Annotated in this window: 26 protein-coding genes and 1 tRNA gene; 10 read left to right on the top strand and 17 right to left on the bottom strand. The window is 37.2% G+C overall.

All coding sequences use genetic code 11. The features are described from left to right. Positions 1–61 precede the first annotated feature (61 nt). The 5 genes from CVS84_RS01195 to CVS84_RS01175 are packed head-to-tail and all read right to left on the bottom strand — an operon-like array spanning position 62 to position 5,978. Positions 62–1,450: a TRAP transporter large permease gene (locus CVS84_RS01195; protein WP_107690835.1), complete on the bottom strand. Its 1,389-nt coding sequence runs from the start codon at positions 1,448–1,450 to the stop codon at positions 62–64. Continuing rightward, the gene (locus CVS84_RS01190) at positions 1,450–1,959 is read right to left on the bottom strand and encodes a TRAP transporter small permease subunit (RefSeq protein ID WP_107690834.1); all 510 of its coding nucleotides are present in this window, start codon (positions 1,957–1,959) and stop codon (positions 1,450–1,452) included. Before CVS84_RS01190 ends, CVS84_RS01195 begins: the two co-directional genes overlap by 1 nt. After that, positions 1,952–3,304: a sodium-dependent transporter gene (locus CVS84_RS01185; RefSeq protein WP_107690833.1), complete on the bottom strand. Its 1,353-nt coding sequence runs from the start codon at positions 3,302–3,304 to the stop codon at positions 1,952–1,954. Before CVS84_RS01185 ends, CVS84_RS01190 begins: the two co-directional genes overlap by 8 nt. Beyond that, positions 3,304–4,635: a sodium-dependent transporter gene (locus CVS84_RS01180; RefSeq protein ID WP_107690832.1), complete on the bottom strand. Its 1,332-nt coding sequence runs from the start codon at positions 4,633–4,635 to the stop codon at positions 3,304–3,306. The genes CVS84_RS01185 and CVS84_RS01180 overlap by 1 nt, the downstream gene beginning before the upstream one ends. Then, entirely contained in the window at positions 4,632–5,978 is a 1,347-nt protein-coding gene (locus tag CVS84_RS01175; protein WP_107690831.1) for a sodium-dependent transporter, read from the bottom strand. Before CVS84_RS01175 ends, CVS84_RS01180 begins: the two co-directional genes overlap by 4 nt. A 205-nt stretch (positions 5,979–6,183) precedes the next feature. Between CVS84_RS01175 and CVS84_RS01170 the strand changes: the two genes are divergently transcribed. From CVS84_RS01170 to CVS84_RS01160, 3 genes are all read left to right on the top strand, one after another. Further along, positions 6,184–6,486 carry a F0F1 ATP synthase subunit C gene (locus tag CVS84_RS01170; protein ID WP_004317263.1) on the top strand — a complete coding sequence of 101 codons (303 nt, stop codon included), beginning with the start codon at positions 6,184–6,186 and terminating at the stop codon, positions 6,484–6,486. Between the two features lie 45 nt (positions 6,487–6,531). Continuing rightward, positions 6,532–6,616: transfer RNA gene (locus tag CVS84_RS01165), tRNA-Leu, on the top strand. Between the two features lie 54 nt (positions 6,617–6,670). Next, positions 6,671–7,534, top strand: coding sequence for a VIT1/CCC1 transporter family protein (locus CVS84_RS01160; protein ID WP_107690830.1), 864 nt, complete (start codon positions 6,671–6,673; stop codon positions 7,532–7,534). On the opposite strand, the gene ribD is transcribed toward CVS84_RS01160, so the two are convergent. From ribD to CVS84_RS01100, 12 genes are all read right to left on the bottom strand, one after another. Continuing rightward, the gene (gene ribD, locus CVS84_RS01155) at positions 7,531–8,592 is read right to left on the bottom strand and encodes a bifunctional diaminohydroxyphosphoribosylaminopyrimidine deaminase/5-amino-6-(5-phosphoribosylamino)uracil reductase RibD (RefSeq protein WP_107690829.1); all 1,062 of its coding nucleotides are present in this window, start codon (positions 8,590–8,592) and stop codon (positions 7,531–7,533) included. The two genes, CVS84_RS01160 and ribD, sit on opposite strands and share 4 nt — an antisense overlap. A 15-nt stretch (positions 8,593–8,607) precedes the next feature. After that, positions 8,608–9,159, bottom strand: coding sequence for a hypothetical protein (locus tag CVS84_RS01150; protein ID WP_107690828.1), 552 nt, complete (start codon positions 9,157–9,159; stop codon positions 8,608–8,610). A gap of 11 nt (positions 9,160–9,170) precedes the next feature. Continuing rightward, positions 9,171–10,820, bottom strand: coding sequence for a formate--tetrahydrofolate ligase (locus tag CVS84_RS01145; protein WP_107690827.1), 1,650 nt, complete (start codon positions 10,818–10,820; stop codon positions 9,171–9,173). A gap of 1 nt (position 10,821) precedes the next feature. Next, positions 10,822–11,238 carry a ribosome maturation factor RimP gene (gene rimP / locus CVS84_RS01140; protein WP_107690826.1) on the bottom strand — a complete coding sequence of 139 codons (417 nt, stop codon included), beginning with the start codon at positions 11,236–11,238 and terminating at the stop codon, positions 10,822–10,824. Then, positions 11,231–11,596 carry a 30S ribosome-binding factor RbfA gene (gene rbfA, locus CVS84_RS01135; protein WP_107690825.1) on the bottom strand — a complete coding sequence of 122 codons (366 nt, stop codon included), beginning with the start codon at positions 11,594–11,596 and terminating at the stop codon, positions 11,231–11,233. The genes rimP and rbfA overlap by 8 nt, the downstream gene beginning before the upstream one ends. Next, positions 11,593–14,241 (bottom strand): translation initiation factor IF-2, encoded by a 2,649-nt coding sequence (infB, locus tag CVS84_RS01130; protein ID WP_107690824.1) that lies wholly within the window; start codon positions 14,239–14,241, stop codon positions 11,593–11,595. The genes rbfA and infB overlap by 4 nt, the downstream gene beginning before the upstream one ends. Further along, the gene (locus CVS84_RS01125) at positions 14,228–14,482 is read right to left on the bottom strand and encodes a hypothetical protein (RefSeq protein ID WP_087578467.1); all 255 of its coding nucleotides are present in this window, start codon (positions 14,480–14,482) and stop codon (positions 14,228–14,230) included. Before CVS84_RS01125 ends, infB begins: the two co-directional genes overlap by 14 nt. A gap of 21 nt (positions 14,483–14,503) precedes the next feature. Further along, the gene (gene thrB / locus CVS84_RS01120; protein ID WP_107690823.1) at positions 14,504–15,388 is read right to left on the bottom strand and encodes a homoserine kinase; all 885 of its coding nucleotides are present in this window, start codon (positions 15,386–15,388) and stop codon (positions 14,504–14,506) included. An 8-nt stretch (positions 15,389–15,396) separates the two neighbouring features. Beyond that, the gene (locus CVS84_RS01115) at positions 15,397–15,759 is read right to left on the bottom strand and encodes a glycoprotease (protein ID WP_107690822.1); all 363 of its coding nucleotides are present in this window, start codon (positions 15,757–15,759) and stop codon (positions 15,397–15,399) included. Positions 15,760–15,839: 80 nt separating this feature from the next. Beyond that, a complete protein-coding gene (gene lpxC, locus CVS84_RS01110; protein ID WP_107690821.1) occupies positions 15,840–16,724 on the bottom strand; it encodes a UDP-3-O-acyl-N-acetylglucosamine deacetylase in 885 nt (294 codons plus the stop codon). Positions 16,725–16,786: 62 nt separating this feature from the next. Then, the gene (locus tag CVS84_RS01105; RefSeq protein WP_107690820.1) at positions 16,787–18,157 is read right to left on the bottom strand and encodes a M23 family metallopeptidase; all 1,371 of its coding nucleotides are present in this window, start codon (positions 18,155–18,157) and stop codon (positions 16,787–16,789) included. 61 nt (positions 18,158–18,218) lie between these two features. Then, a complete protein-coding gene (locus CVS84_RS01100; RefSeq protein ID WP_087576682.1) occupies positions 18,219–19,049 on the bottom strand; it encodes a prephenate dehydrogenase in 831 nt (276 codons plus the stop codon). A gap of 89 nt (positions 19,050–19,138) precedes the next feature. Here CVS84_RS01100 and bamA point away from each other — a divergent pair, with 89 nt between their 5' ends. From bamA to recO, 7 genes are all read left to right on the top strand, one after another. Further along, positions 19,139–21,394 (top strand): outer membrane protein assembly factor BamA, encoded by a 2,256-nt coding sequence (bamA, locus tag CVS84_RS01095; protein ID WP_107690819.1) that lies wholly within the window; start codon positions 19,139–19,141, stop codon positions 21,392–21,394. A gap of 129 nt (positions 21,395–21,523) precedes the next feature. Further along, complete coding sequence (accD, locus tag CVS84_RS01090; RefSeq protein ID WP_107690979.1) at positions 21,524–22,438, top strand: acetyl-CoA carboxylase, carboxyltransferase subunit beta; 915 nt, start codon at positions 21,524–21,526, stop codon at positions 22,436–22,438. 2 nt (positions 22,439–22,440) lie between these two features. Further along, positions 22,441–22,896: a 23S rRNA (pseudouridine(1915)-N(3))-methyltransferase RlmH gene (locus CVS84_RS01085; RefSeq protein WP_107690818.1), complete on the top strand. Its 456-nt coding sequence runs from the start codon at positions 22,441–22,443 to the stop codon at positions 22,894–22,896. A 10-nt stretch (positions 22,897–22,906) separates the two neighbouring features. Further along, positions 22,907–23,263 carry an RNA polymerase-binding protein DksA gene (gene dksA, locus CVS84_RS01080; RefSeq protein ID WP_035167251.1) on the top strand — a complete coding sequence of 119 codons (357 nt, stop codon included), beginning with the start codon at positions 22,907–22,909 and terminating at the stop codon, positions 23,261–23,263. Between the two features lie 9 nt (positions 23,264–23,272). Beyond that, the gene (locus CVS84_RS01075) at positions 23,273–24,271 is read left to right on the top strand and encodes a uroporphyrinogen III synthase HEM4 (RefSeq protein ID WP_107690817.1); all 999 of its coding nucleotides are present in this window, start codon (positions 23,273–23,275) and stop codon (positions 24,269–24,271) included. Continuing rightward, positions 24,268–25,191: a tRNA dihydrouridine synthase gene (locus CVS84_RS01070; protein WP_107690816.1), complete on the top strand. Its 924-nt coding sequence runs from the start codon at positions 24,268–24,270 to the stop codon at positions 25,189–25,191. Before CVS84_RS01075 ends, CVS84_RS01070 begins: the two co-directional genes overlap by 4 nt. After that, on the top strand, positions 25,192–25,806 hold the full coding sequence (recO, locus tag CVS84_RS01065) for a recombination protein RecO (protein WP_103573423.1): 615 nt from the start codon (positions 25,192–25,194) through the stop codon (positions 25,804–25,806). Positions 25,807–25,813 lie beyond the last annotated feature (7 nt).

Below are 25,813 nucleotides of genomic sequence, written 5' to 3'. Positions count from 1 at the left end.
TAGAAACTCAAATTAGCCATTTTGCTTGTTTTTTGGTATTTTACAACCAAAAACTTTTATATCATTTAAAAAGTGAGAGTAAGAAGTTTAATAATCCGCCGTGGCTCGCATCAAGCATTGGCTTTAATTCCATTAGAAAGACGCAGAAAAATACAAGTACAGCAAGCTGAATAAAAATATAAGGCACAACGCCTTTATAAATAGCAGTCGTTTTTATCTCAGCTGGTGCGACTGATCTTAGGAAAAATAAGCTAAAACCAAATGGCGGCGTTAGGAATGAAGTTTGCAAATTCATCGCAACTAAGATTGCTAGATAAATTGGATTTATACCAAGCTTTGCAGCTATTGGCACCAAGATAGGAAGTACAATGTATGAAATTTCAACAAAGTCGATAAAAAAGCCAAGCACAAAGATGACAACCATACTAAAAATGATAAATCCCCACTTCTCGCCTGGTAAATTTGTCATAAATTTTTCAACAATCTCATCGCCGCCAGTGTAACTAAATACCATAGAAAAGGCTGTCGCACCAACAAGTATGGCAAAGACAAGTACTGTAGTTTTTACGCTTTCTGCCAATGCCTCTTTTATCATAGAAAATGAAAATGTCCTATAAAAAATAGCTAAAATAATGGCTCCAACGCAGCCAAAAGCTGAACTTTCAGTTGGTGTAGCGATACCTGCAAATATAGAGCCCAATACACAAATAACAAGTAAAAGCGGCGGAAAGATAGCGATTAGTGCTCTCATGATCTGCTTAAATTTACTAACACCACTCTCATCTTTTACTACAGGTGCGGTATCTGGTTTCAAATAAGCAACAATCAAAATATAAATGATATAAACTGCTACTAGTGTGAGTCCTGGGATGATGGCTTGATGAAAAAGCTCACCAACTGGCACTGAAAATATATCACCCAAAATAATCAGCACGATAGAAGGTGGAATGATCTGTCCAAGCGTACCAGCGGCACATATAGTGCCACAACCTAGCGCTTGGTCGTATTTATACTTTAACATAACAGGCAAGCTTATAACGCCCATTGCAACGACACTTGCACCAACAACACCAGTTGAAGCTGCAAGAAGTGCTCCAACCAAGATAGTGCTAATAGCAATGCCTCCGCGAATTTCTCCAAAAAGCATACCCATGCTCTCAAGCAGCCTCTCAGCTAGTTTTGACTTTTGAAGAACAACACCCATAAAGACAAAAAGTGGAACTGCTATAAAAATTCTACTCTCCATGATAGAGAAAATTCTATAAGGCATGAAGTTAAACATATCTTTGAAAACTTCGATACTTCCAAGCAGACCATCTCCGTCTCCAATGCTCTCAACAATACTGCCAATCATGCCAAATATCATCGAAACCGCACCAAAGGTAAAGGCTACCGGAAAGCCAATACCTAGCATCAAAAGTGCAGCTATAAACATTATCAAGCCAGCCATTATTCCCCCTTTTTAGCTTTTTTGTAAAGATTAAAATTTCTTATAAAAAAGCCGATCGCAAAAAATACAAGTAGATAAAAAGAAAAAGGAATAAGTGCTTTTATGATCCATCTGTGAGTAAGACCGCCTGGATCCGCACTAGCTTCAGCTGAAGTATAAGCATCGCTCACAAATTCAAATGATAAATTTGAAACCAGAAGTGCAAATGGGATTACAAAAATAACAGTTCCTATCATATTTACAAGAGCTTTGTTCTTTGGTGAAAATTTAGCATAAAATATATCAACTCTAACGTGTGCATCTTCTTTTAACGCATAGCTCATACCAAGCAAAAATATCACAGCAAAAAAATGCCACTCCAGCTCCTGAAAAGCGACATTACCGTAAGAAAAAAAGTATCTTGCTACGACGTTAAAAAAGACGTCTATTATCATCAAAGCCATGACAAACATACAAATATAGCCGACTATGTTGCCAGCTTTATCAAAAAATTTCTCAACCTTATGCATTAAAAACCTTCAATAACTCATTTACCATGATGATAAGCACGCAAACTGGCGCTACATATCTTAGTAAAAAATACCACGCATTAAACACAAAATCGCTCATATAAGGACTAAATAGCACATAAAGCGCATCTCTTTTCATAAAGTACCCAACAAAGATCGCGCCACCGATACCGCTAATTGGAAGTAATATGTTTGAAGCGGTAAAGTCAAGGAAGTCAAAGAAATTTTTGCCAAAGAGTGTAAGTTTATCGCCGAAGTTTTCTATATTTGATAAAAGGCATAAAAATCCTAATATAAATATCCCTGCACAAACTATACAAAGTGCTTTTCTTCTGCTCATGCCATATTCTCTGATCAAGAAAAAGACAAATGGCTCAACGATAGAAATAGCCGAAGTGATACCAGCAAAGATAAGTGCTGCAAAAAATGCCGCAGCTAAAATTTGACCTATCACGCCAAGCTTTGCAAATAGCGTTGGAAGTGAGATAAAGACTAGGCCTGGTCCTTGAGACGGCTCTGCACCAAATTCAAATATAAATGTAAAGATAACAAGACCCATCATGATGGCTAGTACGATATTTATAAAAACGATACTTAGCGTTGAAGTAGCCAAGTTTGTATCATCGCTTAGGCTAGCTGAATATGTAATGATCGCTGCCATACCAAGTGAGAGTGTCCAAAACGCAAGGCCAAGAGCTAGCAAAAGTGAGTTAAATGAAATTTTACTAAAGTCAGGGATCAGCAAAAATTCAGCCGATTTTACAAAGCCGTTCATCGTCATAGAGTAAAAAAGCATGATCAAAACCATGATAAATAGGCTTGGCATCATCCAAACATTTAGTTTTTCTATGCCACTTTTTACACCTTTTGATAGGATGAAAAAGCAGGCTGCAAATGCTATAACAAAGTAAAGTGTCTGCTCGCCAAGGCCGTGTGTAAGCAGCTCGTTAAATATCGCCTTTGAGCTATCTATATCAGCTGGAAGACCGCTAAATGAGAGTGTAAAGTACTTAAATACCCAGCCAATGATAACTATATAGTAAGATGAGATGATGGCTGCTGTCACCATAGCTAAAATTCCTACTATCTGCCATAAATTTTTATTTTTTGGAGCGAGTTTTCTAAAAGCATTTACACTGTCGCTTTCGCTAAGCTTGCCAATACTAAGCTCCGCCATAAAGATAGGCACACCTACTAGAAAAGTTATCAAAAGATACAAGATAATAAACGCTGAACCGCCATTTTCACCGACCATATATGGAAATTTCCACGCATTGCCAAGTCCAACAGCTGATCCTGCAACTGCTAAAACATAACCTATTTTAGAAAACTGTTCTTTTGCCATTATGCAATCTCCCTTACTAGCACCACAAAAACTAGAACTGGTGCTACAAACCTTATTAAAAAATACCAAATTTTAAAAACAATCTCACCCATATAAGGCAAGAATAGCTCTTTTAAAAGCTCAAATTTCATAAAGTATCCAACAAAAATGGCAAATATAATGCCACCAAGTGGGAGCATAATGTTTGAGCTAAGATAATCAAGCAAATCAAAAAAACTCTTACCAAAAAATGTAAGTGCTTCTTTAAAAACGCCAATACCGCTTAACGCACATAAAATTCCCAAAAGATAAACTACGGCACCGACAATGATAATTGATCTATTTCTACTAAATCCCAAGCTTTTATTTAAGAAAAATATAAATGGCTCGACTAGCGAAATAACCGATGTTATACCAGCAAAAAATAAAGATGTAAAAAATGCAAAAGCTAAGAAATTTCCAAGCAAACCAAGCTTTGCAAAAAGCGTTGGAAGCGAGATAAATGCTAACCCTGCACCCTTTGATGGCTCTGAGCCAAATTCATAGGTGAATGTAAAAACTATAAGTCCTATAATTACGCTAATAATTATATTTGCAAAGACTACATAAAGCGATGAAGTAAATAAATTTGTATCATTGCCTAGGTTTGATGAGTAGGTTAAAATGCAGCCAATGCCAATACACATCGTAAAAAAAGCTAAGCCAAGAGCATTTAAAATAGCGCCTTGATCTATCTTTGAAAAATCAGGTACTAGTAAAAATTTAGCCGCCTCATCAAATCCATTCATGCCAAAAGAGTAGCCAAGCATAAGCAAAAGCAAAATAAAAAGTGCTGGAATAAGATATACATTTATACGTTCTATTCCACTTTTTATACCTTTTGTAAGTATAAAAAAGTAGGCAAAAAAAGCGATGCTAAAATATAAAATTTGCTCCTCTATGCCCTTTGAAGTAAAATTTACAAAAAGCGCTTCTGAGCTTGCCATATCTTTTGGAAGCTCACCAAGACTTAAGATAACGTATTTTAAAACCCAGCCGATAATGAGCGTATAAAAAGATGCGATGAATATCCCGGTCACCATCACAACACCAGCAAATTTCCAAGAATTTGCCCCCTTTGTAGCTAGACTCTTAAATGCCCCAACCGTATCAAGGCGTGAAATTTTGCCCATTGCCATCTCAGCAAAAAATATACTAAGGCCAACAACAAAAGCAAAAAATAGATATATAAGAATAAATGCTGAACCGCCATTACTACCGACCATATATGGAAATTTCCATGCATTACCAAGGCCAATAGCCGCTCCAATGATAGAAAGAACAAAACCAACTTTACTAAATCTATCCATCATTTACCTGCTATTTGATAGATCATGATGGCACAAATTGCGATTGGTACGATGTATCTTAAAGCAAAATACCAAATTTCAAAAAATACTTTTCCCATAAATTCGCCAAAGAGTAGATGTAGGCTCTCTTTTTTAAGTTTATAGCCAACAAAAAAACTAAAAATTATAGCACCTATTGGCATCATTATATTTGAAGTAAGAAAATCAAGTGCATCAAAGACTGGCTTACCAAAAATACTAAAGATATTAGCCGTCTGCGCATAATATGAAAAAATACAAAAAAGGCCTAAAATATAGACAAAAATTCCAATATAAACAAGAGCCATTTTGCGTGAAATTTCAAATTTTCTAACCAAATAATAAGCAAATGGTTCTATCATCGAAACAGCACTCGTGATACCTGCAAACAAAAGCGATATAAAAAATGCAACCGCCATAACGTTGCCAACGAAGCCAAGCTTTGCAAAAAGCGTGACAAGCGAGATAAAGATAAGACCCGGCCCACTTGCCGTGCTATCAGCTCCATAAGCAAATATAAATGTAAAGACCACAAGTCCCATCATAATGCCTATTAAAATATTTATAAATATTATAGAAAGCGTTGATTTTATAAGATTTGTCTGCTCTGGTAAATTTGCAGCGTATGTCGGTATGACGCCAACACCCATAGATAGCGAAAAAAACGCAAGTCCAAGAGCCTGTAAAATCACATCTGGTGTGATCGCACTAAAATTTGGTACAAATAAAAATTTAGCCGCTTTCACAAAGCCATCGCCCATGCTAAGCGCGTAAAAAAGCATACAAACAAGTAAAACAAAAAGGCTTGGCATCATCCATATATTTAGCTTTTCTATGCCACTTTTTACGCCTTTTGAAACGGCAAAAAATACCATTAAAAAGACTAAACTAAAGCAAAGCACACTACTAGTTAAGTCATTTACTAAAAGGGTATTAAACTGCGCTGCTGCTTCTTTAGTATCAGCCAAAAGCGGCGAAAAACTAAGATAGATATACTTTAAAATCCAGCCAATAACTACCATATAAAACGAAGCTATAAGGATCGCACCAATCATGAAAAAGCCAGAGAGTGACCACGCTTTTTTATGCTTTGGAGCAAGCTTATAAATAGAGCTTACGACGTCGCTTTCACCAAGCTTTCCTATACTAAGCTCCGCTAAAAACGCCACAAATGCGATAGCAAATGTAAGGAGCAAATATAAAATTATAAATGCTGAGCCGCCATTGTTTCCTACCATTGTAGGGAATTTCCAGGCATTGCCAAGACCCACAGCAGAACCAGCCATCGCAAGAACAAAGCCTATTTTTGAAAATTTTTCATTTATCATTGATTGCCTGAGATTAAGAATAAATTAAATTTTTCAAAGATAGCATAAAAAAACTTTTATTTTTCTAAGCCAAGAATTTTTTATGGGCAATTTAAATTTTTAGTGTTTTTATTTGAAACAAAGTTTTGTTTTTGTAATATTACGGCTCATAAAGTTTAAGTAGGGGACAGATCCGAAAGAGCTTTAAAATTTTAAAGGAGCAACGATGAAAAAGATCGTGTTTTTAATTCTTGGTCTTGCTGCATTTGCATTTGGCGCTGATGGCGAGATGATTAGATCATATTCAGTTATCGCTGGTGGTATTGGCCTTGGCCTTGCAGCTCTTGGTGGTGCTATTGGTATGGGTAACACAGCTGCTGCGACTATCAGCGGAACAGCTAGAAACCCAGGCGTTGGTAGCAAACTTATGACTACAATGTTTATCGCTCTTGCGATGATCGAAGCACAAGTTATCTACGCACTTGTTATTACACTTATCGTTCTTTACGCAAACCCAATGCTTGGCTAAGCGTAAAGCTTAAATTTAGCCCCTCTTTGGGGCTTTACTCTTTTTGCGATCATGGTGGAATTGGTAGACACGCTATCTTGAGGGGGTAGTGCCGCTAGGTGTGCGAGTTCAAGTCTCGCTGATCGCACCATCTAATCTTACACTTCAAAGTCCAAAATCTTACAAAATTTAAAAAGGGGAATTTATGCTAGATAAAAAGCGTGCTTTAAAACAGCTACAAAATGAAGCAGATGATACCGCTATCTATACATTACTCGAAGCTAGTGAAAAAAGTGAAGAAAATAAAAAAATACTTCGTAAATTAATCACTGAAGAAAAACGACATTATGCTTTTTGTCAAAAGATAACAGGTGAGAGCAGAACTGCAAATTTATTCAAAGTTATCTTCTATACGATACTTGTTAAAATTTTTGGTACATCTTTTACTTTAAAATTTATGGAATCACGTGAAGAAGACGCAGAGCAATTTTATCTTGATATCGTTGATGAGTATCCTGAAGCTAAAGATATTTATGATGAAGAAGTAAATCATGAAAATAATTTAATTTCTATGCTAAAAGATACAAAACTAGTCAATGCTGGCGGCATTGTTCTTGGTATGAATGACGCATTAGTTGAGCTAACTGGCACGCTAAGTGGCATCGCTCTAGCTTTTTCAAATACAAAATCAGTTGGTGCGACGGGCCTTATCATGGGCATTGCAGCTGCTCTTTCCATGGCTGGCTCAGCATATCTTGAGTCAAAAGAAAATCCAAGTGACGAGATCAAACCGCTTACCTATTCGCTCTATACAGGTGGTTCGTACATTATAACAACAGCGTTTTTAATACTTCCATTTTTTATCTTTTCAAGTAGTATTTACGCTGTCTTGTCGATGTTTTTCTTTGCCTTTGTTGCCATTATCACTTACAACTTTTACATAAGCGTAGCAAAAGAGCTTAAATTTTTGCCAAGAGTGATTGAGATGTGCGTGATAACTTTTGGTGTTGCGATCATTTCATTTGGCATTGGCTTTTTAGTCAAGCACTATTTTGGCCTAGATATTTAATCCAAAATTTCATACCAAGTGTAGATATCGTCTCCAAACTTCCCACTAAATAGTGGTTTTAAATTTAGATCAAGGCTCAAGTTTTTACCATCCTTAAAATTTGAGCTTTGATAGATAAGCAGCCATTTCACGTTTGCCAGTTTGCCATCTTTTGCAAGCTTTAAAAACTCGCCAGCTCCTTCAAACATGCAAAGTCCTTTTAGATTAAGCTCTTTTTGAATGCTAACTTTGCGCCCTAGCACATTAAAAAGTGGTATTGTCTTATCAAATTTATTACTTCTTGAGTAGATTATGACATCTGGGTTTTTGCCGCCACTTACTAGCCTACTATCAAGCTTTGGGCGATCAACTCGCACTGTGTTGCCGCCGATCACTAGCGTATCTATGACGCTTCTTAGTTTATGGACGTGCGTGCGGCTAAGCTCATTTGTGATGATGCCGCCACTCGCCACGCCGTTTTTACTGAGAGCGATTTTTAAAAACCTAAAGCCACCATTTTGATAGGCCAAAAATGGCTCAAGTAGCTTATCACAACGCTCTTTTAAAACGCCAAATTTAACTTTTATACCAGCGCTTTTAAGCAAATTACCACCGCCACTTGCTACCTTATTTTCATCGTAGCTACCTATTATCACCTCGCTAAAGCCAAGCTCTTTTAGCAAATTTGCACAAGGTGGCGTTTTACCATGATGCGAGCAAGGCTCAAGAGTGACGTAGGCTTTTGCATTTTTTAGTAAATTTGAGTGGTTATTTAGTAGAAATTCGTAGGTAAATTTTGGCTCTAAAAGGTCAAATTCGCCCTCTTTTTTATTAGAGCTAAATTTATCATTATACGCTTTTATAAAATCATCTTTAAATTTTTCACTTTTTTTACAAAGTGCAAAGAGTATCGCTGTGGGTTCAGCATGTAAATATCCAGCCTTTTCATGAGCCTTGCAAGATAAAATTTGCCCATTTTCATCAAGAATAAGACATCCAACGGCTGGATTTGGATAGGTCAGGATCTGAAATTTCCAAGCCTCGCTCAAAGCAAGATCCATGTAAAATTCGTCGTTCATCTTAGCAGACTATTTTTATTTTCCTATATCTTTTATCTCATCAACAAGAGTTTTTGAGATCAAGTCGATATCGGTCGGCTCATCCTCCGCATCCCACCTAAATGCAGCAATCTCTGCCAAAACAGCGATCTCTTTAAAATAGCTATATTTCGTTGTAGAGAGTGGTACAGCGTAAGAGACCAAAAGCCTATCAGCGTTATCATAAATTTTCACGCTGTAGCGAAAGTGTGGCTTGTTTAACGCTTTACCACCCCAGTTAAACCATCTTTCATAGTCCATTTGTATTTTTATCTTGAAGCTATTTTCGTCCCCTAAAATACCCTGCTCTTTTAAATGTTTGTTTATAAATTCCACAAACTCATCACGAAGTTCGCTTTCATTTTTATAGTTAGTGTTGTGCTCATATCTAGTTGGTTGATTTGTCAATGTTAGGTTAAAATCACTAACAATGTATTTAGCCAGGCCTTTTTGTATCGGCGTTGGCTCAACATTATATTTATATCTTCCCCCACATCCAACGAAGAAAACACTTAAAACTATTAAAAAGAGTATTTTTACAAATTTCATATTTTCTAAATTTACGACAAGCCGTCGATCTTACCGTCTGCGTCTATCTTCATATTGACAGCGGCTGGTACTTTTGGAAGTCCTGGCATCAGCATGATCTTACCGCAAACTGCGACGATAAAGCCAGCTCCCGTTCTAATATCAAGGTCTTTTACGCTAAATGTAAAGCCCTTTGCTCTACCCAAAAGCTTCGCATCGTCACTAAATGAATACTGAGTTTTTGCGATACAAACTGGCAAATGGCTCAAATTTAGCTCTTTTATCATCTCCAGCTTTTTAAGAGCGGCCTCTTCAAAGACCACCTCACTAGCTCCGTAAATTTCCTTGGCAACCTTTTCTATTTTAGTTTTCGTATCATCGCTCATCTCGTATGTGAAATTTATCTTGCTTGGCTTATCGCATGCTTTTAAAACCAGCTCAGCAAGCTCAAGTGCGCCTTTGCCACCTTTTAAGAAATTCTCACAAACTGCCACTTCTACACCAAGCTCACGGCAGTAATCTTTTACGAATTTTATCTCTTCTTCAGTATCAAAGCCAAATTTATTAAGCGCCACGACTACATTTTGCCCAAATTTGCCTTTTAAATTTCCGATATGCCCGCCAAGGTTTTCGATACCTTTTCTAAGAGCACTCATATCTGGTTTTGTTATCTCGTCTTTATTTGCTTCGCCGTTATATTTTAGCGATCTGATCGTACTTACAAGTACTACAGCACTTGGCTTAATGTCTGCGATCCTGCACTTTATATCTAAAAATTTCTCCGCGCCAAGCTCCGAGCCAAAGCCAGCTTCTGTGATGACGTAGTCAGCTAAATTTAGAGCTGTTTTTGTCGCGATGACGGAATTGCAGCCGTGTGCGATGTTTGCAAATGGGCCGCCATGCACGAGCGTAGGTGTGTGCTCAAGTGTTTGAAATAAATTTGGCTTGATCGCATCTTTTAAGAGTATGCAAACAGCGTCTTCACAGCCTAGATCACGCACGTAGATAGGCTTTTTATCGCTATCATAGGCGACCATTATGTTTGCCACGCGCTCTTTTAGATCTGATAGGCTTGTTGCTAGACAAAGCACAGCCATGATCTCGCTTGCAGCGGTGATGTTAAAGCCATCTTCTCTTGGCACGCCGTCTGTTCTGCCGCCCTGACCCACGGTAATAAATCTTAGCGCGCGGTCGTTCATATCCATGCAACGCTTCCATAAAATTTTTTCGATTTTTAGTGGGTTTTCTTGATAAAGACTATTGTCTATCATCGCCGAGATAAGATTATTTGCCGATGTTATAGCATGAAAATCGCCAGTGAAGTGTAAATTTAGATCTTCCATCGGCGCAAGCTGCGAGTAGCCGCCACCTGCCGCTCCACCCTTTATGCCAAAAACTGGTCCAAGAGATGGCTCACGAAGTGCTAAACAAACCTTTTTATTAAGTGAATTTAGTGCGTCGGCTAGACCGATCGACATAGTCGTTTTGCCCTCACCGTATGGGGTTGGGTTAGTAGCGGTAACCAAGATGAGCTTTGAGTTTGATGGCTCAAGTCTAGGGGAAATTTTAGCCTTAAATTTTCCGTAAAGCTCGAGCTCGTCTTCGCTTAAGCCTAACTTTGCGGCAACTTTACTGATGTGTTCTAGCTTTGTTTGGTGAGTTATCTCGATGTCGCTTAGCATTTTACCACTCCAAATATGTTTTTGCTTTTTTTATCTCACTGATGTTTATCTCAAAAATTCCCTCTTCGTTTTCAACTGCAATGTTCTCTTCATCTGCTTTTATGAGTCTTCCTGTAAATTTATCAGCCTCGGTTTGAACTTTCACAAGCTCGCCAACACTCGCTTTAAAATGAGACGGCTTACTAAGTTTTCTTTCAAGACCGGGTGAGCTAACCTCTAGGTTGTAGTCTCCACTAACTGGCGGGGTCACGTCAAAAATAGGTGAGAGCAGACGGCTCACTTTTTCGCAGTCATCAAGACTCACTCCGCCATTTTTTGTGATGTAAACTCTAAAAATAGCCCTGCCGTTTTCATTTGCGATCTCGCTGTCGTAAAGCTCTACGCCGCATTCGCGTACTAGTTTGTCTAAATTATCCATTTTTGTTTAAATCCTTTGAAATTTTATCAAACAACTTATCCATATGGTTTTGATACTCTAATCTATCGTCAAATTTAAAGTGAAAATTTGGGCATCTATACCAGCCCTCAGCTGCCATGCAGTGGTTTTGCAAATGTCTACAAACTCGCTTTAAATGCCCCAAGATATACTCTTGTTCACGCTCGTCAAATGCCATTTTGTCAAGATATACAAAGGCGTCATATCTGCCCTTTTTGCACTCGACATCAGTGACACAAAGTCCTTTTAAAATGTTATCTTCTAGAGTAGCTAGAGCCTCTGGTATGAGCTCTTTTAGCACGCTCTCTGTTCTCATACGCTTTATTTCGTTAGCGTTCATAGAGTAGCTTTCTCCTTGACTTCTTTGAAGCTTTCGATATAGTCGTTTTCTCTAATATCGTTGAAATTTTCGATACCAACGCCACATTCATAACCTTTAGCAACCTCTTTGATGTCATCTTTGAAGCGTTTTAATGAGCTTACCAAGCCCTCGTAAACGACTACACCTTCTCTAATAAGGCGAATTTTTGCCCCTCTGTTTATAGTACCCTCAGTGACGATACATCCAGCGATAGTGCCAACTTTTGGCACATGGATCACTTGGCGAACCTGCGCTTGACCAAGCTGCTCTTCTCTAATTATCGGTGACATTAGTCCGCCCAAGATCGCTTTCACATCGTCAATTAGATTATAAATAACGTTGTAAGTTTTAATCTCAACGCCGCTCTCTTTTGCCTTTTCTTTTATCTCGCCAGTTGGTCTTATGTTAAAACCAAGGATTATACAGTCTTCGCTCGCACTAGCAAGTGCTACGTCGCTTTGCGTGATGCCGCCAACACCAGAGTGGATGACATTTACTCTGATCTCATCATTTGCAAGTTTTTCTAAGCTTGCTTTTAGTGCCTCAAGTGAGCCACCAACGTCAGCTTTGATGATGACTGGGAGCGTCTTTAACTCACCTTCAGCGATCTTAGCACTAAGCTCGTCAATACTAACTTTTGTGCTCTTGCTAAGCTCTTTTTGGCGGATATATTCAGCCTTTTTCTGTGCGTATTCACGAGCCTCTTTATCAGTTTTTACACCTATTAGCGTCTCGCCAGCCTCTGCTATCTCGCTAAGACCTACTATAACACCGCATTCACCTGGTTTTATATCTTGCAAAGGTTTACCTTGGTCATCAAGTAAGCTTCTTATCTTTCCATATGCAACGCCAGCTACGACAGTATCTCCAACATGAAGTGTACCATTTTCAACGATAATAGTAGCTACTGAACCACGGCCTTTTTGAAGTGAGCTCTCGATAACAGTTGCTTTTGCATTTGCCTTTGGATTTGCTTTTAGTTCTAAAAGGTCAGCTTGTAAAAGTACGATCTCAAGTAGATCATCTATACCCATGCCTGTTTTTGCAGAGATTGGCACAAATTCATACTTTCCGCCCCACTCTGTTGGCATGACATCAAGCTCAGCAAGACCAGTCTTTACTAGGTCAGGATTTGCCGACTCTTTATCCATTTTATTTATAGCGATGATTATTGGCACACCAGCGGCTTTTGCGTGGCTAACCGCCTCTTTTGTTTGTGGTTTTACACCATCATCTGCCGCAACAACGATGATAACTATATCAGTTACGCCAGCACCCCTTGCACGCATAGCAGTAAACGCTTCGTGACCTGGAGTGTCGATAAATGTGATATTTTTGCCGTTTTTGTTTACCATGTAAGCACCGACATGCTGAGTGATACCACCAGCCTCTCCTGCTGCTACGCGTGATTTTCTTATATAATCAAGCAATGAAGTTTTACCATGATCAACGTGACCCATGATGGTTATGACTGGTGCTCTTGGCTGGAGATTTTCATCGTCTTTTATCTCTTCTTCATAGGCTGCTACGTAGTCAAATTCTTTTTGATCATCGATGATATTAACCTCTACATTAAACTCATCAGCCAAAATTTCGATCGCATCTTCATCCAAAAAGTCATTTTTTGTTGTCATCATGCCAAGCATGAAAAGCTTACCAATAATCTCGCTTGGCTGTTTGTTTAGCTTTTCAGCAAATTCATAAACACGAATTTCTTTTGGAATATTTATAGATGTCACAGCTTCATTGTTTTGTTTATTTTCAGGCTTTTTGTGTTTTTTTCTAGCTCTTCTTTGAATGCCGCCTTCGCCAAATGAATTTATCGTATTGTTGACCGTAGTTCTCATAACATTTGGCTGTTTTGTCTTTTGAGCTGGTGCTGGTGTTGGGGTTTTAAAACTAAAATCAGGAAGAACAACTACATCTTCATCTTCTAACACGATGTCACCAAAGTCACTTCCGCCAAGCAGATCCATCTTCTGGGCGCTATCCTTTTTACTTGCGACAACTACTTTTTTATCTTTTTTCTTTTTCTTAGCTAAATTTTCATCATTTGCTGAAAACATACTTTTAAAATCGCTTATGTTAGCTATGCTTGGTTCAGGCTTTTTCTCTTCTTTTGTATCAATTGGCGCTTCATAGTCTTTTTTCTTTTTTACTATCACAAGGCCACGTCTTTTTTGAGTCACATCAGCCAAGCTCTCTTTTGGTCTTGGAGCTTCGACTTGTTTTTGCTCTACTTTGATTTCTTCTTTTTTAGGCTCAATTTTTTGTTTTTCTTCTAAAATTTGTGCCTCTTTCTTAGGCTCAGCTTTTACCGACTTTGACTCAGTTTTAGTAGTAGCTTTTTTAGGTTCACTTTTTTGTTTTTCTTCTTTTTTTACTGACTCTTTTTCTACTTCTTTTTTAGGCTCTTTTTTTGGCTTAGGTTCACTCTTTTTCTTTTTAAATTTATCTGGTATCACGCCAGTTTGAACATATTCATATATAGCTTCGGCCTCTTCAAGGCTAACTGCATTTGAGTGAGTTTTGACTTTCAATCCTAACTCTTGAGCTTTTTCTACTATCTCTTTACTTGGATAGCCAAGCTCGTTTGCGATCTCTGAAATCCTAACATTGCTCATTTAAGAGTATCTCCTTTAACTTCGGTGTATCACAAATAAAAGCACCTTTAGTTTGTTTATCAATTATTTTTTTTAAAATTTTTATATCTTTTTGCATACATTTGTCGCACAGATAAAAGCTACGACCATTTCCCTTGCCATGCTCTAAATTTTTACCTACCAAGCGGTATCTTTTTAGCAAGCTCTGAGAAATTTTAATTTTACAAGCGACACATGTCCTTACAGGATTATTTTTGTTCATTATATCTTTTTAAACTTGTTTTTAGCTTTGCGTAATTTCGTATCCATCGTTATCAAATGAAAAAACCTCAACCCTAAAATCACTAAATTTACTCTTTAAAATATCTTGTAAATTTTTAGCATCATCTTTGTAAGCGATATTTAAAAAGCTTGAGCCTGAGCCTGAAAGCGTGCTCATTAAAGCACCATTTTCATAAGCTACTTTTCTAACTTCAAAAAGCTCTTCTAAAGCATGCATTCTACGCTCTTCATGCATCAAATCTTTGCTTGCTATTTTTAAGAGATCATACTTTTTCTCATAAAAACAAGATGTTAAAAAAGCAGCATGAGATAAGTTATTTACACACTCTTTCATCGTATAGTTCTTTGGTAAAATTTGTCTTGACGAGGATGTACTCATTGGCTTATTTGGGATAACAACTACTGCCTTTATCTCGTCGCTTAAACTTATTTTATTTGCGTAAACATTGCCATTTTTTACGATCGCGCTGATAAATCCACCGTGAACCGCTGGCGAGATATTATCAGGATGGGTTTCGTAGATGATGGCTTTATTTAAAACTATCTCTTTGCTTGCCTTAAAGCCAGCCATTTCGTATGCTGAAGCAATGGCTCCAACGATCACAGCGGAGCTACTGCCAAGTCCCCTTGAAAATGGGATATTATTTTCAAAAACGACTCTAAAATTTTCATTTTTACCAGTTAGCTCAAAAAAAATTTCATTAAAAATACTTAGGAATATGTTATTTCTCTTTAAATTTACACTTCCACTGCCTTCGCCGTTTATCGACACTGAGCTAAATTTTGCTGACTCGATTTTCACGCTATTAAAAAGCTTTAAACTAAGCCCCAAAGCATCAAAACCAGGGCCCAAATTCGCACTTGTTGCAGGCACTAAGATATTCAAAATTTCTCCTAAACTGCTTGGATGATATAATCTGGAAGTGTATCTGAATTTAGTTTTAATTCATCTAAATTTAAAGGCAACCTAAATCCTACTGGCTCTACTTTTTCAAGTAAAATTTTGCCATCTTTTAAAACAAAGCTTAAATTTTTATTTGCTCTGATCGCTTGGCTGCCATTTAAGCTAAAGCCGCTAACCGCATAAAATTCGCAACCCTTTGCCAAAGAGAAAGTCTTTAAAATAACATAGGCCACCTTTAACCCCATAAAGCTTCCAGGCGTATTTGCATAGATAATTTTTGTGATATTAAATTTAGACGATAAATTTTCTAAGATTTTTATCAAAGCTTCACTGACATGTTCATCAGTCGTAATTTCATCAAATTTTACGCCGTCTTTATATACTCCAACTAAAAGCGGAGTAGATAAAGAGACAACTAAAATTTCAATATTTTCTATGCAAATACCTTTTGATACTCTTTTAGAAGTTCACCATTTAGAGTTGCGATCTCGTAGTTTTTCTCATCGGACATCAAAGCAAGAGTTAATTTGTGATTTAGATCGTGGCTTCCAGCAAATGCTGTATAATCGCCCAATAAAGGTGCTCCAAGCAAACTTAAATCACCAATCGCATCTAAAATTTTGTGCCTTACAAACTCATTTTCAAATCTCAAACCTTCTGGATTTAGGATATGTGTATCATCGATTGCCACAGCATTATCAAGCGATGCACCAAGAGCTAGATTTTGAGCTTGTAAACGTTGTAAATCTTTCAAAAAGCCAAAAGTCCTAGCACGAGCTATATTTTTTATAAAAGAGCTTTTACTAAAATCAAAAACATATCTTTGTTCACCAATAACTGGATGATCAAATTTTATCGTATAGTCAATTTTTGGACTTCTTGAAGGTGAAGTTCGTACAAATTTAGAACCCTCAACGACTTCAACTTCACGTCTAACAAGAATTACTTTTTTACCGGCATCAAGATATCTTATGCCAGCCTCATCAAGTAGCATGCAAAAGCTTATCGCACTGCCATCCATGACTGGAATTTCATTTGCATCAACAGAGATTCTAATATTATCAATGCCATAACCATTTATGGCTGACATTAGATGCTCAATCGTACTAATAAAGCCCTTTTCATTGCCAACAACGGTTGCCATCTGCGTATTTATCACATTTTTAGGTTCGGCTTTAAAACTAATACCAAGATCTTCGCGGTGCAAAATAATACCAGAATTTGCATCAAGAGGTTCTAGTATAAGTCTTATCGGCTCACCTTTATGAAGCCCTATACCAATGGTCTCAACGCGTCTTGCGATAGTAGTTTGTTTCAAGAATTTTCCTTATATTTTTAATCCGCTTATGATAGCACTAAAAAATCAATTTTGCAAATTTTTTAGTTCTTGTCTATCATCGCTTTTGCAGCATCTAAGACACTTGTTATATTGTCTTTTATCCACTTTTTATCCATCCATTGTTGAGGTCTTACCTCTTCACCTTGGACTAAAATTCCAAAGTGAAGGTGATCACCAAGTGCAAGACCGCTAGTTCCAGTAGTACCTATTTGATCACCAGCCACCACCATATCGCCCTCTTTTACTCTAGCGCTTGAGCAGTGTCCATAAAGCGAATAAAGCCCAAATCCATGATCGATCACAATATTTAATCCATAAATTCCATTTTCAGATGCAAGTACGACACGGCCGGCATTGCTAGCTATTATAGGAGCTGCAGCCACACTTGCAAAGTCTATTCCCATATGCCATGATTCGCTTACTTGCTCGTTATTATATGTATAGTATCGGTGATCGGCGAAGTCAGCCACTTTTTTACCATTTCTTAGTGGATAAAATGGTGTCACACTAAAGCCAGTTAACATCTCATCGCCAGGATTTGTAGTAAGTGCTGTTATTTTTTCTTCGTTTGAATTTCTAAGCGTTTCATTGACAAATCTCATTTTCTCAAGTCTTGAAAGTGCGCTTGGATCTTTTGCATATTGATCTGTTAAATCAACTATCTTACCATCTAAAAATCTATCATTTAATGCAATAGTTGAAGTTTTATACTTTACATTTTCGTAAAAATACCTAACATGTGACTTGCTTTCATTGCCTGCAAAGTCTCTTGCAATGACCTCTGCGCTAAAATTTTCAACCTGAACTGGCCAAGCAACTAGTGCTGCATAAAAGCCCTCTTTATAAAATGGTACAGCTTTAAATTTCTTACCAAAATTTGTCTGTACATAAACCTCTTTTAGCTGATTATCAGTTGCTCTAAAGACCACAACCGCGCTACCACCTTTTGAGATAGAATAAGACTGCGAAAGCACGTAAAGATCAGGTTTTGAAGTATCAAGCACCACTTCAACCTTTTTACTAGCTTTGTTGCCAGTAAAAAAGCTCCATTTACTAGTATCTACAGCTTCGATATTCATCTCATAGGTATCTTTTTGAGCAAAAAAGCCAGTCTTTGGAAAGGTTAAATTTACATCAAGCTCGGTACTTGGATTTTGTATGATTTGATTTAATAAATTTAGATCATTTTTCCCATCATTCATACTAATTCGTACAAATTTTATACCGCTATCGTCTTTAAATTTGATATTCATTGGGGTTCTAAGATTCCAATAAACCTTATCAGCAACACCGATTATCGGCTCATTTCGCTCAAAATCTTTTGACATCAAAGCATAGCCAAAACCACCGGCTAAAATTAAAATTAGCAAAAGCACAACAATACCAAAACCACCAATTCCACGTCTATACATATATTTTTACCTTAAATTTTATTTGCGAAATTTTACATTTAATCAATAAATTTTTAGTTAATTACAAAATTTCTCTTACAGCCCTAGCGTCGCTCATCCAGGCAAAAAGTTCATCCCAGCGTTCATCCTTGATGAGATCTTTGCACAAATTTAGCTCTTTTTCAAACATATTTATAGCTTCAACAACATTATTTTTATTTTGCTTAAAGATATCGCTCCACATAAAAGGCGAACTCTTTGCGACACGTATCATACCCTTAAATGTAGGTCCGCCAAGCGCTACGATGTGCCTTTTATCCTCTTCTTTTAAAATCCCACTTGCAAGAGAAAATGCAATCGCATGAGGCAAATGCGAAATAAGACCCACGTGATGATCATGTTCTTTCGCACTCATAAAAATGATCTTCATACCAAGGCAAGAAAATAACTCCACGCTTCTTTTTACATGTTTTTCTGCGCTCTCAGCAAAGTCACAAACGATAACAGTTGCTCCTGTGTAAAGTGATTTAAAAGCAGCCTCTGGACCAGAATACTCAGTACCTGCCATCGGGTGAGCTGGGATGAAATTTTTACGAATTTTTTCTGGCACAGCCTCGATTATCTTTTGTTTAGTTGAGCCAAAATCAATAATAGTTGTATCTTCGCTAATGTCAGCTAAATTTTGCACGATGCTCACGATAGCCTCGACTGGCACAGCCAAAAAGATGATGTCACACTTCTTTTTCATCTCGTCAATGCTTAAAATTTCATGTACCAAGCCAAGCTCTAAAGCCTTTTTGCTATGATTTTCATCTTTGTCGTATCCGCTAACACAAGAGATTAATTTTTCATCTTTTAATGCTAGCCCAAGTGAGCCACCCATAAGACCAAGTCCGATGATACCTATTTTCATAAAAAACCTTCAAAATTATAAAATTTAAATTTATTAAAAATAAAATATGATATTATACGCACTTATACTAAAACCCTAGGTTAAATTTAATGAAAAAGAAATTATTTTTATTAGCATTAGCTTTCAGTGGCCTAAGCGCACAAACAATCCAGTCAATAAATTTTAAAGGCCTAATTCACCTTTCGCCTGAAGTAGCAAGCCAAATAATGGGCCTAAAAGTCGGTCAGGATCTGACTCCAAAGCTTAGCGATAAGGCGATCACAAATTTATATAAACAAAATTATTTCGACGATATCTACATAGAAGATACAGGCAATGGCAATCTTCTAGTAGCTGTAAAAGAGAAACCAAGTGTTGCTAGAGTCGATCTAAAAGGCGTCGTAACAAATGACAAAACTGCCATAGAGTCGTTAATCAATATCAAACCAGGCAATATGTACGATGAGCTTACAATAGAAAAAACTAAAGAGAGAATTCGTCAGTATTATGAGTCAAAGGGTTATTTTGATACCGTTGTAGACGTAGAAAAACAACCAGTTGCAGACAACGACAGCTCACTTTTCATAACACTCAACATAAACCGCGGCGAAAATATGATAATCAAAAATGTAAATTTAGTCGGTGCAAAAGAGTTTGATTATGACGACATTGAGCCAGTAGTTGCAAACAAAAGTAGAGAATTTATGGGTTGGCTTTGGGGTAGAAATGACGGTAAAGTTAAACTTTTTGAGCTTGAAAATGATCCAGCAAGAATACAAGACAAATATTTCCAAAAAGGCTATTTGGACGCGACTATTTCGTCACCTTATTTAAATTCATCGTTTGATAACTACACAGCTGATCTTACTTATTATGTTCATGAGGGTGAGCCTTATAAGGTTTCAAATGTAAGTATTACAGCACCTGAAGAGCTAGATCTTGACACTAAAAAGATTATAGATGACTTTAGGCTTGAGGCTGGTGATACGATGAACTCAGCAAGACTTCGCCAAGATATGAAAAAGCTCGATGATATGGTAGCTGACAAGGGTTATGCGTTTGTAAAAGTCTATCCAAAGACTGATAAATTTGATGAAAATAAAACTGTCGATATTGACTATGAAGTCGATCCTGGCGAAAAAGTATATATAAGAAATGTTCAAATTTCAGGAAACGACAGAACTGTTGATCGCGTTGTAAGACGTGAACTTTATCTAACTGAAGGAAATTTATATAGTAGAACCGACCTTCAAGACTCAAAAGATGCACTAAAAAGAACAAGCTACTTTGATGATGTTGAGATAGAAGAAGATCCGGTTGATAAAAATACAGTTGATCTAAAAGTAAAAGTAAAAGAAGCCTCAACTGGCTCAATAAGTGGTGGTATCGGATACGGCAGTAGTGACGGACTATTATTAAATGCAGCACTTTCTGACACAAATATCTTTGGTTCTGGTCTTCAAGGGCAAATAAGCGTAGATAAGAGCGACAGAGAGCTTTCAGGTCAGATAAGTCTTACAAACCCAAGAATTTTCGATTCAGAGTATAGCCTTGGCGGAACACTCTATGCAAATGACTATGACTGGAGAACATATAAAGAGAGAAGCTATGGTTTTAGCACAACACTAGGTAGAAAACTAACTAGAAATTTAAGCGCATCACTTACTTACAACATTGAGCAAAGCAAAATTACTTTAAAAGATGATGAGCTAAGAGATATCAACACAAAAACCAAAAAAGAAATTTATAGAGAAGGTAAAGCTATAAAAAGCGCCATAACTCCAGCTTTAACATATAATAGCACCGACGATTATTACTTGCCAAGACGTGGCATCATAGCTAGCACATCATTTGAGATAGCTGGGCTTGGTGGCGATATAGACTTTATCAAAAATCGTACAAATTTTAACTACTACCTAGGCCTTAGAGAGTACATCGACTACGATCTTATCTTAAGATATAAAGCCAGCTTTGGCAAAATTTGGGAAAGAGGATATACTCCGATCAACGAAAGACTTTACCTTGGTGGTATAAGAAGCTTACGTGGTTACGAAAGCAGAACCGTATCTCCAAAGGTAAAATATAATGGCGACTACTACGAATATGGCGGCGAAACTTCGTTTAATAATTCAGCTGAAATAAGCTTCCCTATAATAGATCGTGTCAAAATGCGTGGTGTTGTATTTTATGACTACGGCATAATCGGTGAGAATAGCCTAAATGAGATAAAAAGATCATCAGTTGGCACTGGCATTGAGTGGATAACTCCTATCGGACCACTTCAACTAATCTTTGCAAAAGCTCTTAAACCTAAAGAGGGCGATGATACAAATACATTTGAGTTTACTATCGGAAGACGCTTCTAATAAGATACTTTGAAGGGGCTAACTTACCCCTTCAAACCTCTACAAATAAACAAACTTTAAGTCATATAAGAAAAAGCAAGGCTAACATTAGATATAATCCCACAATTTTTAATATAAGTGGGTAAAAAGATGAATTTCTCAGACATTTTTTCAAAGATAAGAAAAGCTCAACCTCGTCCAGAAGAAGCACCTACGCACTGGGTAAAATGCGATAATTGTCACTCACTGATGTACTACAAAGAAGTTGAAGCTTGTTTTAATGTATGCCCAAAATGCGGCTATCATATGAGATTAAAAGCCACTGATCGCATAAATTTGATCTGCGACGAAGGTAGCTTTGTAGAATTTGACGCAAATTTAAAACCGGTAGATCCATTAAATTTTGTTGATAAAAAATCATACAAAAAAAGAATCACAGAAAATAAAGAAAAAACAGGACACACAAGCTCAGTGATATGTGGCGAAGGCAAATGCGATGGGCAAGAAATCCAGCTAGTTGTTTTTGACTTTGGCTTCATGGGTGGTTCGCTAGCTTCAGTTGAGGGTGAAAAGATAGTAAGAGCGATAAAACGAGCGATAGAAAAACGCCAAGCTTTAGTCATAGTGAGTGCTTCAGGTGGAGCTAGAATGCAAGAGAGCACATTTTCTTTGATGCAAATGTCAAAGACATCAGCCGCTTTAAAACTACTTGATGAAGCAAAGCTGCCTTATATCTCAATACTTACTGATCCGACAATGGGTGGCGTTAGTGCTTCTTTTGCTTGGCTTGGAGATCTAATAATCGCCGAACCTGGCGCATTAATAGGCTTTGCTGGTCAAAGGGTCATCAAACAAACCATTGGTGCTGATTTACCAGAGGGATTTCAAAGAGCTGAATTTTTGTTAGAACATGGCTTAATCGATGCTATTGTGCCAAGAAGCGAACATAAAAAATATATAAGCAATATGGTTAAATTTCTCACAAACAATAAGACAATACATCAAAAAGATAACCAAGATGAGAGTGGAAGCAACTTTGAACTAAAACTAAAAACCAAAGGCTAAATTTGGAAATTTCAGTTTTTAGCATTCAAAAATCATCACGTGATAACTTTGAAAACGAGATACAAGAATATATAAAAATGAGTGCAAAATTTGCCAAGATAAATGATAAAGTCTTTTTCAATGAAAAAATAGCAAAAGCTCAAAGTGCTGGAAAAAGCGAAGCATTAAGAGCCTATGATGAAATTTATGAGCCAAATTTAAAAGGCTTTTGCGTAATGCTTGATGAAAATGGCTTGCAACTTGATAGCCAAGAATTTGCACAAATTTTAAACTCAAATTCACAAATTAACTTTTTCATAGGTGGAGCTTATGGCCTTAGCCAAAATTTAAAGAATAAAGCACAAAAAATCGTAAGTTTGAGCAAGATGACGATGGCACATAAGATTGCCAAGCTTATACTTTTTGAGCAAATTTTTAGAGCACTTTGCATAAATGCAAACCACCCATATCACAAATAAAGGAATATAAATGACACAAACTGAGCTAAATTTTTTTAAAAAATTACTTGAAGAAAGAAAATTACAGATCAAAAAAAATATCTATGATTCATCTGTTGAAGTAAATGGCTTAAGAGATAGTGGCGTAAGCGATGAGTTTGATATAGCCTCAGTAAATACAGACCAGCTAATAGAGCATTCGATCTCGACACAACAAAGAGCGGAGCTATCAGAAATAGATGAAGCACTAGAGAAGATAGCAAATAAAACTTATGGAATTTGTGATATGTGTGAAGAGGAGATCAGTATACCGCGACTAAAAGTAAAACCACATGCAAAATACTGCATAACTTGCCGTGAAATAATCGAAAAAACAGCAAAAAACTAAGGAGAAAACATGAAAACTAGAAAATTTCTCGTCTATTGCATAATCTACATAGTAGTTGTTGCAGGACTCACTTATTCTCTTAATAGTTCTGATTACACATTTGAGCTTTTAGGCCAAACTATAACTTTGCCAATTGCTATTTGGGTCGCTCTTCCAGTAGCTGTTTTAGCACTTCTTGCTCTACTTCATATCGCTTATCATGGATATGCTTTTTATAGATATAAAAAATGGATCAAAAAAGATAGCCAGCTTTATAAAGACTTAGCTAAAGAGACGCTTCTTGGCTTTGAGAGCAATAAAGACTTCAAAACCGACACTTACAAGATCGCCTCACAGCTTACTCGCTCTATCTCACCAGTAGGCGAGCTTAAAGATGTCGGTGTAGATGATGCTGAGATAAACAATATCTTACAAACTATAAAAAGTATAAAAAATAAAGAGATCGTCGATCTAAAGAAATTTAGACTAGCAAAAGATAGCAAGTTAAATATCCTAAATGAGCTAAATAAAATCGAGCAACTACCTACTTACTATCTTGACATACTTAAAAACCAAGATCAAAATGAGAGCCTTAAAAAAGCTGCATTTGATAAACTCATAAAAGTAGCTTCTTTTAGCGAGATCAAAAGATTAAATTTTGAACTAGCAAGTGAAGATATAATGCTTATTATTACCCGCTTTGTAAATGACGAGATTGATCTAAGCAGTGATGAAATTTTTGATCTTTTAAACAACGCAAAAGTGACAAAAGCTCAATACGATAAAGCCGCTGTAATGCTTAAAAATAAACTAAAACCAGATGCATTTATTGGCATCTTTGAAAAACTAAAAAGCATCCATGCTGACGCTGATGAGGCTTACGTATATGCACTGTTTGAGCTTCAAATGCTTGATAAAGTAAGAGAAGCTATCGAAGGTAGCGATCCAGATGAGTTTAAAGAGATAAAGGTCTTGCTGTTTTTACGAGATAACGGCAAAATGGTGCCTAGCTCGCTATTTTTTAAATGATAGACTTTAGCAAAAAGCCACTTTTCTTAGCGCCACTTGCTGGCTTTTCTGACTTGCCACTAAGAAGCGTAGTTAAGAAATTTGGCTGTGATGTCACTGTTAGCGAAATGATCAGTGCAAACGCTCTAGTATATGAGAGTAGTGACAAAACGCTTGAAATGATTAAAAAATCCCCAAATGAAGAGCCTTACGTCGTTCAGATAGCTGGTAATGACACAGAAAATATAAAAAAAGCTGTGCAAATCATCAATAAATTTGATGGAATTTATGGGCTCGATCTAAACTGTGGCTGCCCCGTACCAAAGGTCGTTAGACAAGGAGCAGGCTCAGCCTTACTAAATGATCTTGATAAGCTTCAAAATATAATCTCAGCCATAAAAAGCGTCTCAAACAAAGAGAGTCTGAGTGTTAAATTTAGACTTGGCTTTAACGATAAAAATGAAGAGAAAATCGCAAAAGTCTGCGAAGAAGCCGGTGCAGACTACATCGCGGTGCATGGGCGTACAAGAGCTGGCGGATACAGTGCAAAGGTTGATTACGAAGCGATCGCTAGAGTAAAGGCGAGTGTAAAAATTCCAGTCGTTGCAAATGGCGATATAAATGCACAAAATGCAGATGAAATTTTAAACCTTACAAAGTGTGACGCCCTAATGATCGGTAGAGCAAGCATCGGTAGCCCTTGGATATTTCACGAGATAAAGACCAAAACTAGCGTAGATAAGACACTAAAACAAAAGATCATACTAGCTCACTTTGATGCGATGATCGAGCACTACGGCGAGCACGGACTTTGCATATTTAGAAAGCATTTGCACCAATACAGCAAAGGCATAGATGGCGCAACAACATTTAGAAACGATGTAAATTTCATCAAAGACGCGACAGCGATGAGAGAGCGCATAAGGGAGTTTTTTGCCTAGATGCAAGGCTATATCCTGCGCGTGCAAAAGGTCAGAGACGAGGACCTTTTAGTCTTTGTCCTAACGCCAAATTTGCTTGTAAAGTCATATAGATTTTTTGGTGCTCGCCACTCAAACATCATGACTGGCTACAAGATCGACTTTGAGCTAGAGCAAGAGGCAAAATTTCTACCAAAGCTTAGAAGCATACTTCATCTTGGCTTTAAATGGCTGTTAGAGCGTGATAAACTCATCATTTGGCAGCAGTTCATGCGCCTACTTTATGATCATCTAAAAGAGGTCGAGCAGCTTGATGAAATTTATTTTAATGAGCTTGATCGCTGCGCCAAACAGATGCAGCTACAAAATCCAAAACGCCTTATCATCGAAAGCTACGTCAAAATTTTAGAGTATGAAGGCAGGCTTCACAGCGAGCTTGAGTGCTTTATCTGCGATGAGGAGATAGAAAGCGAGCTTTGCCTAACTCGTGGCTTTTTACCCTCTCACAAGCACTGCCTTGATAGGAGCGAATTTGACGCTAGCAAGATCAAAAATTTCTTTGATACAAAAAGTACGATCGAGCTAAATGACGATGAGATAAACCGACTTTATAAAATTTTACTTGACGGACTTTAAGCTATAG

Origin of the sequence: Campylobacter concisus, from assembly GCF_003048575.1 — a bacterium.
Lineage (GTDB): Bacteria > Campylobacterota > Campylobacteria > Campylobacterales > Campylobacteraceae > Campylobacter_A > Campylobacter_A concisus_U.
Note: the sequence above shows the minus strand (reverse complement) of the source record. Positions and strands in the feature narration are given on the sequence as shown.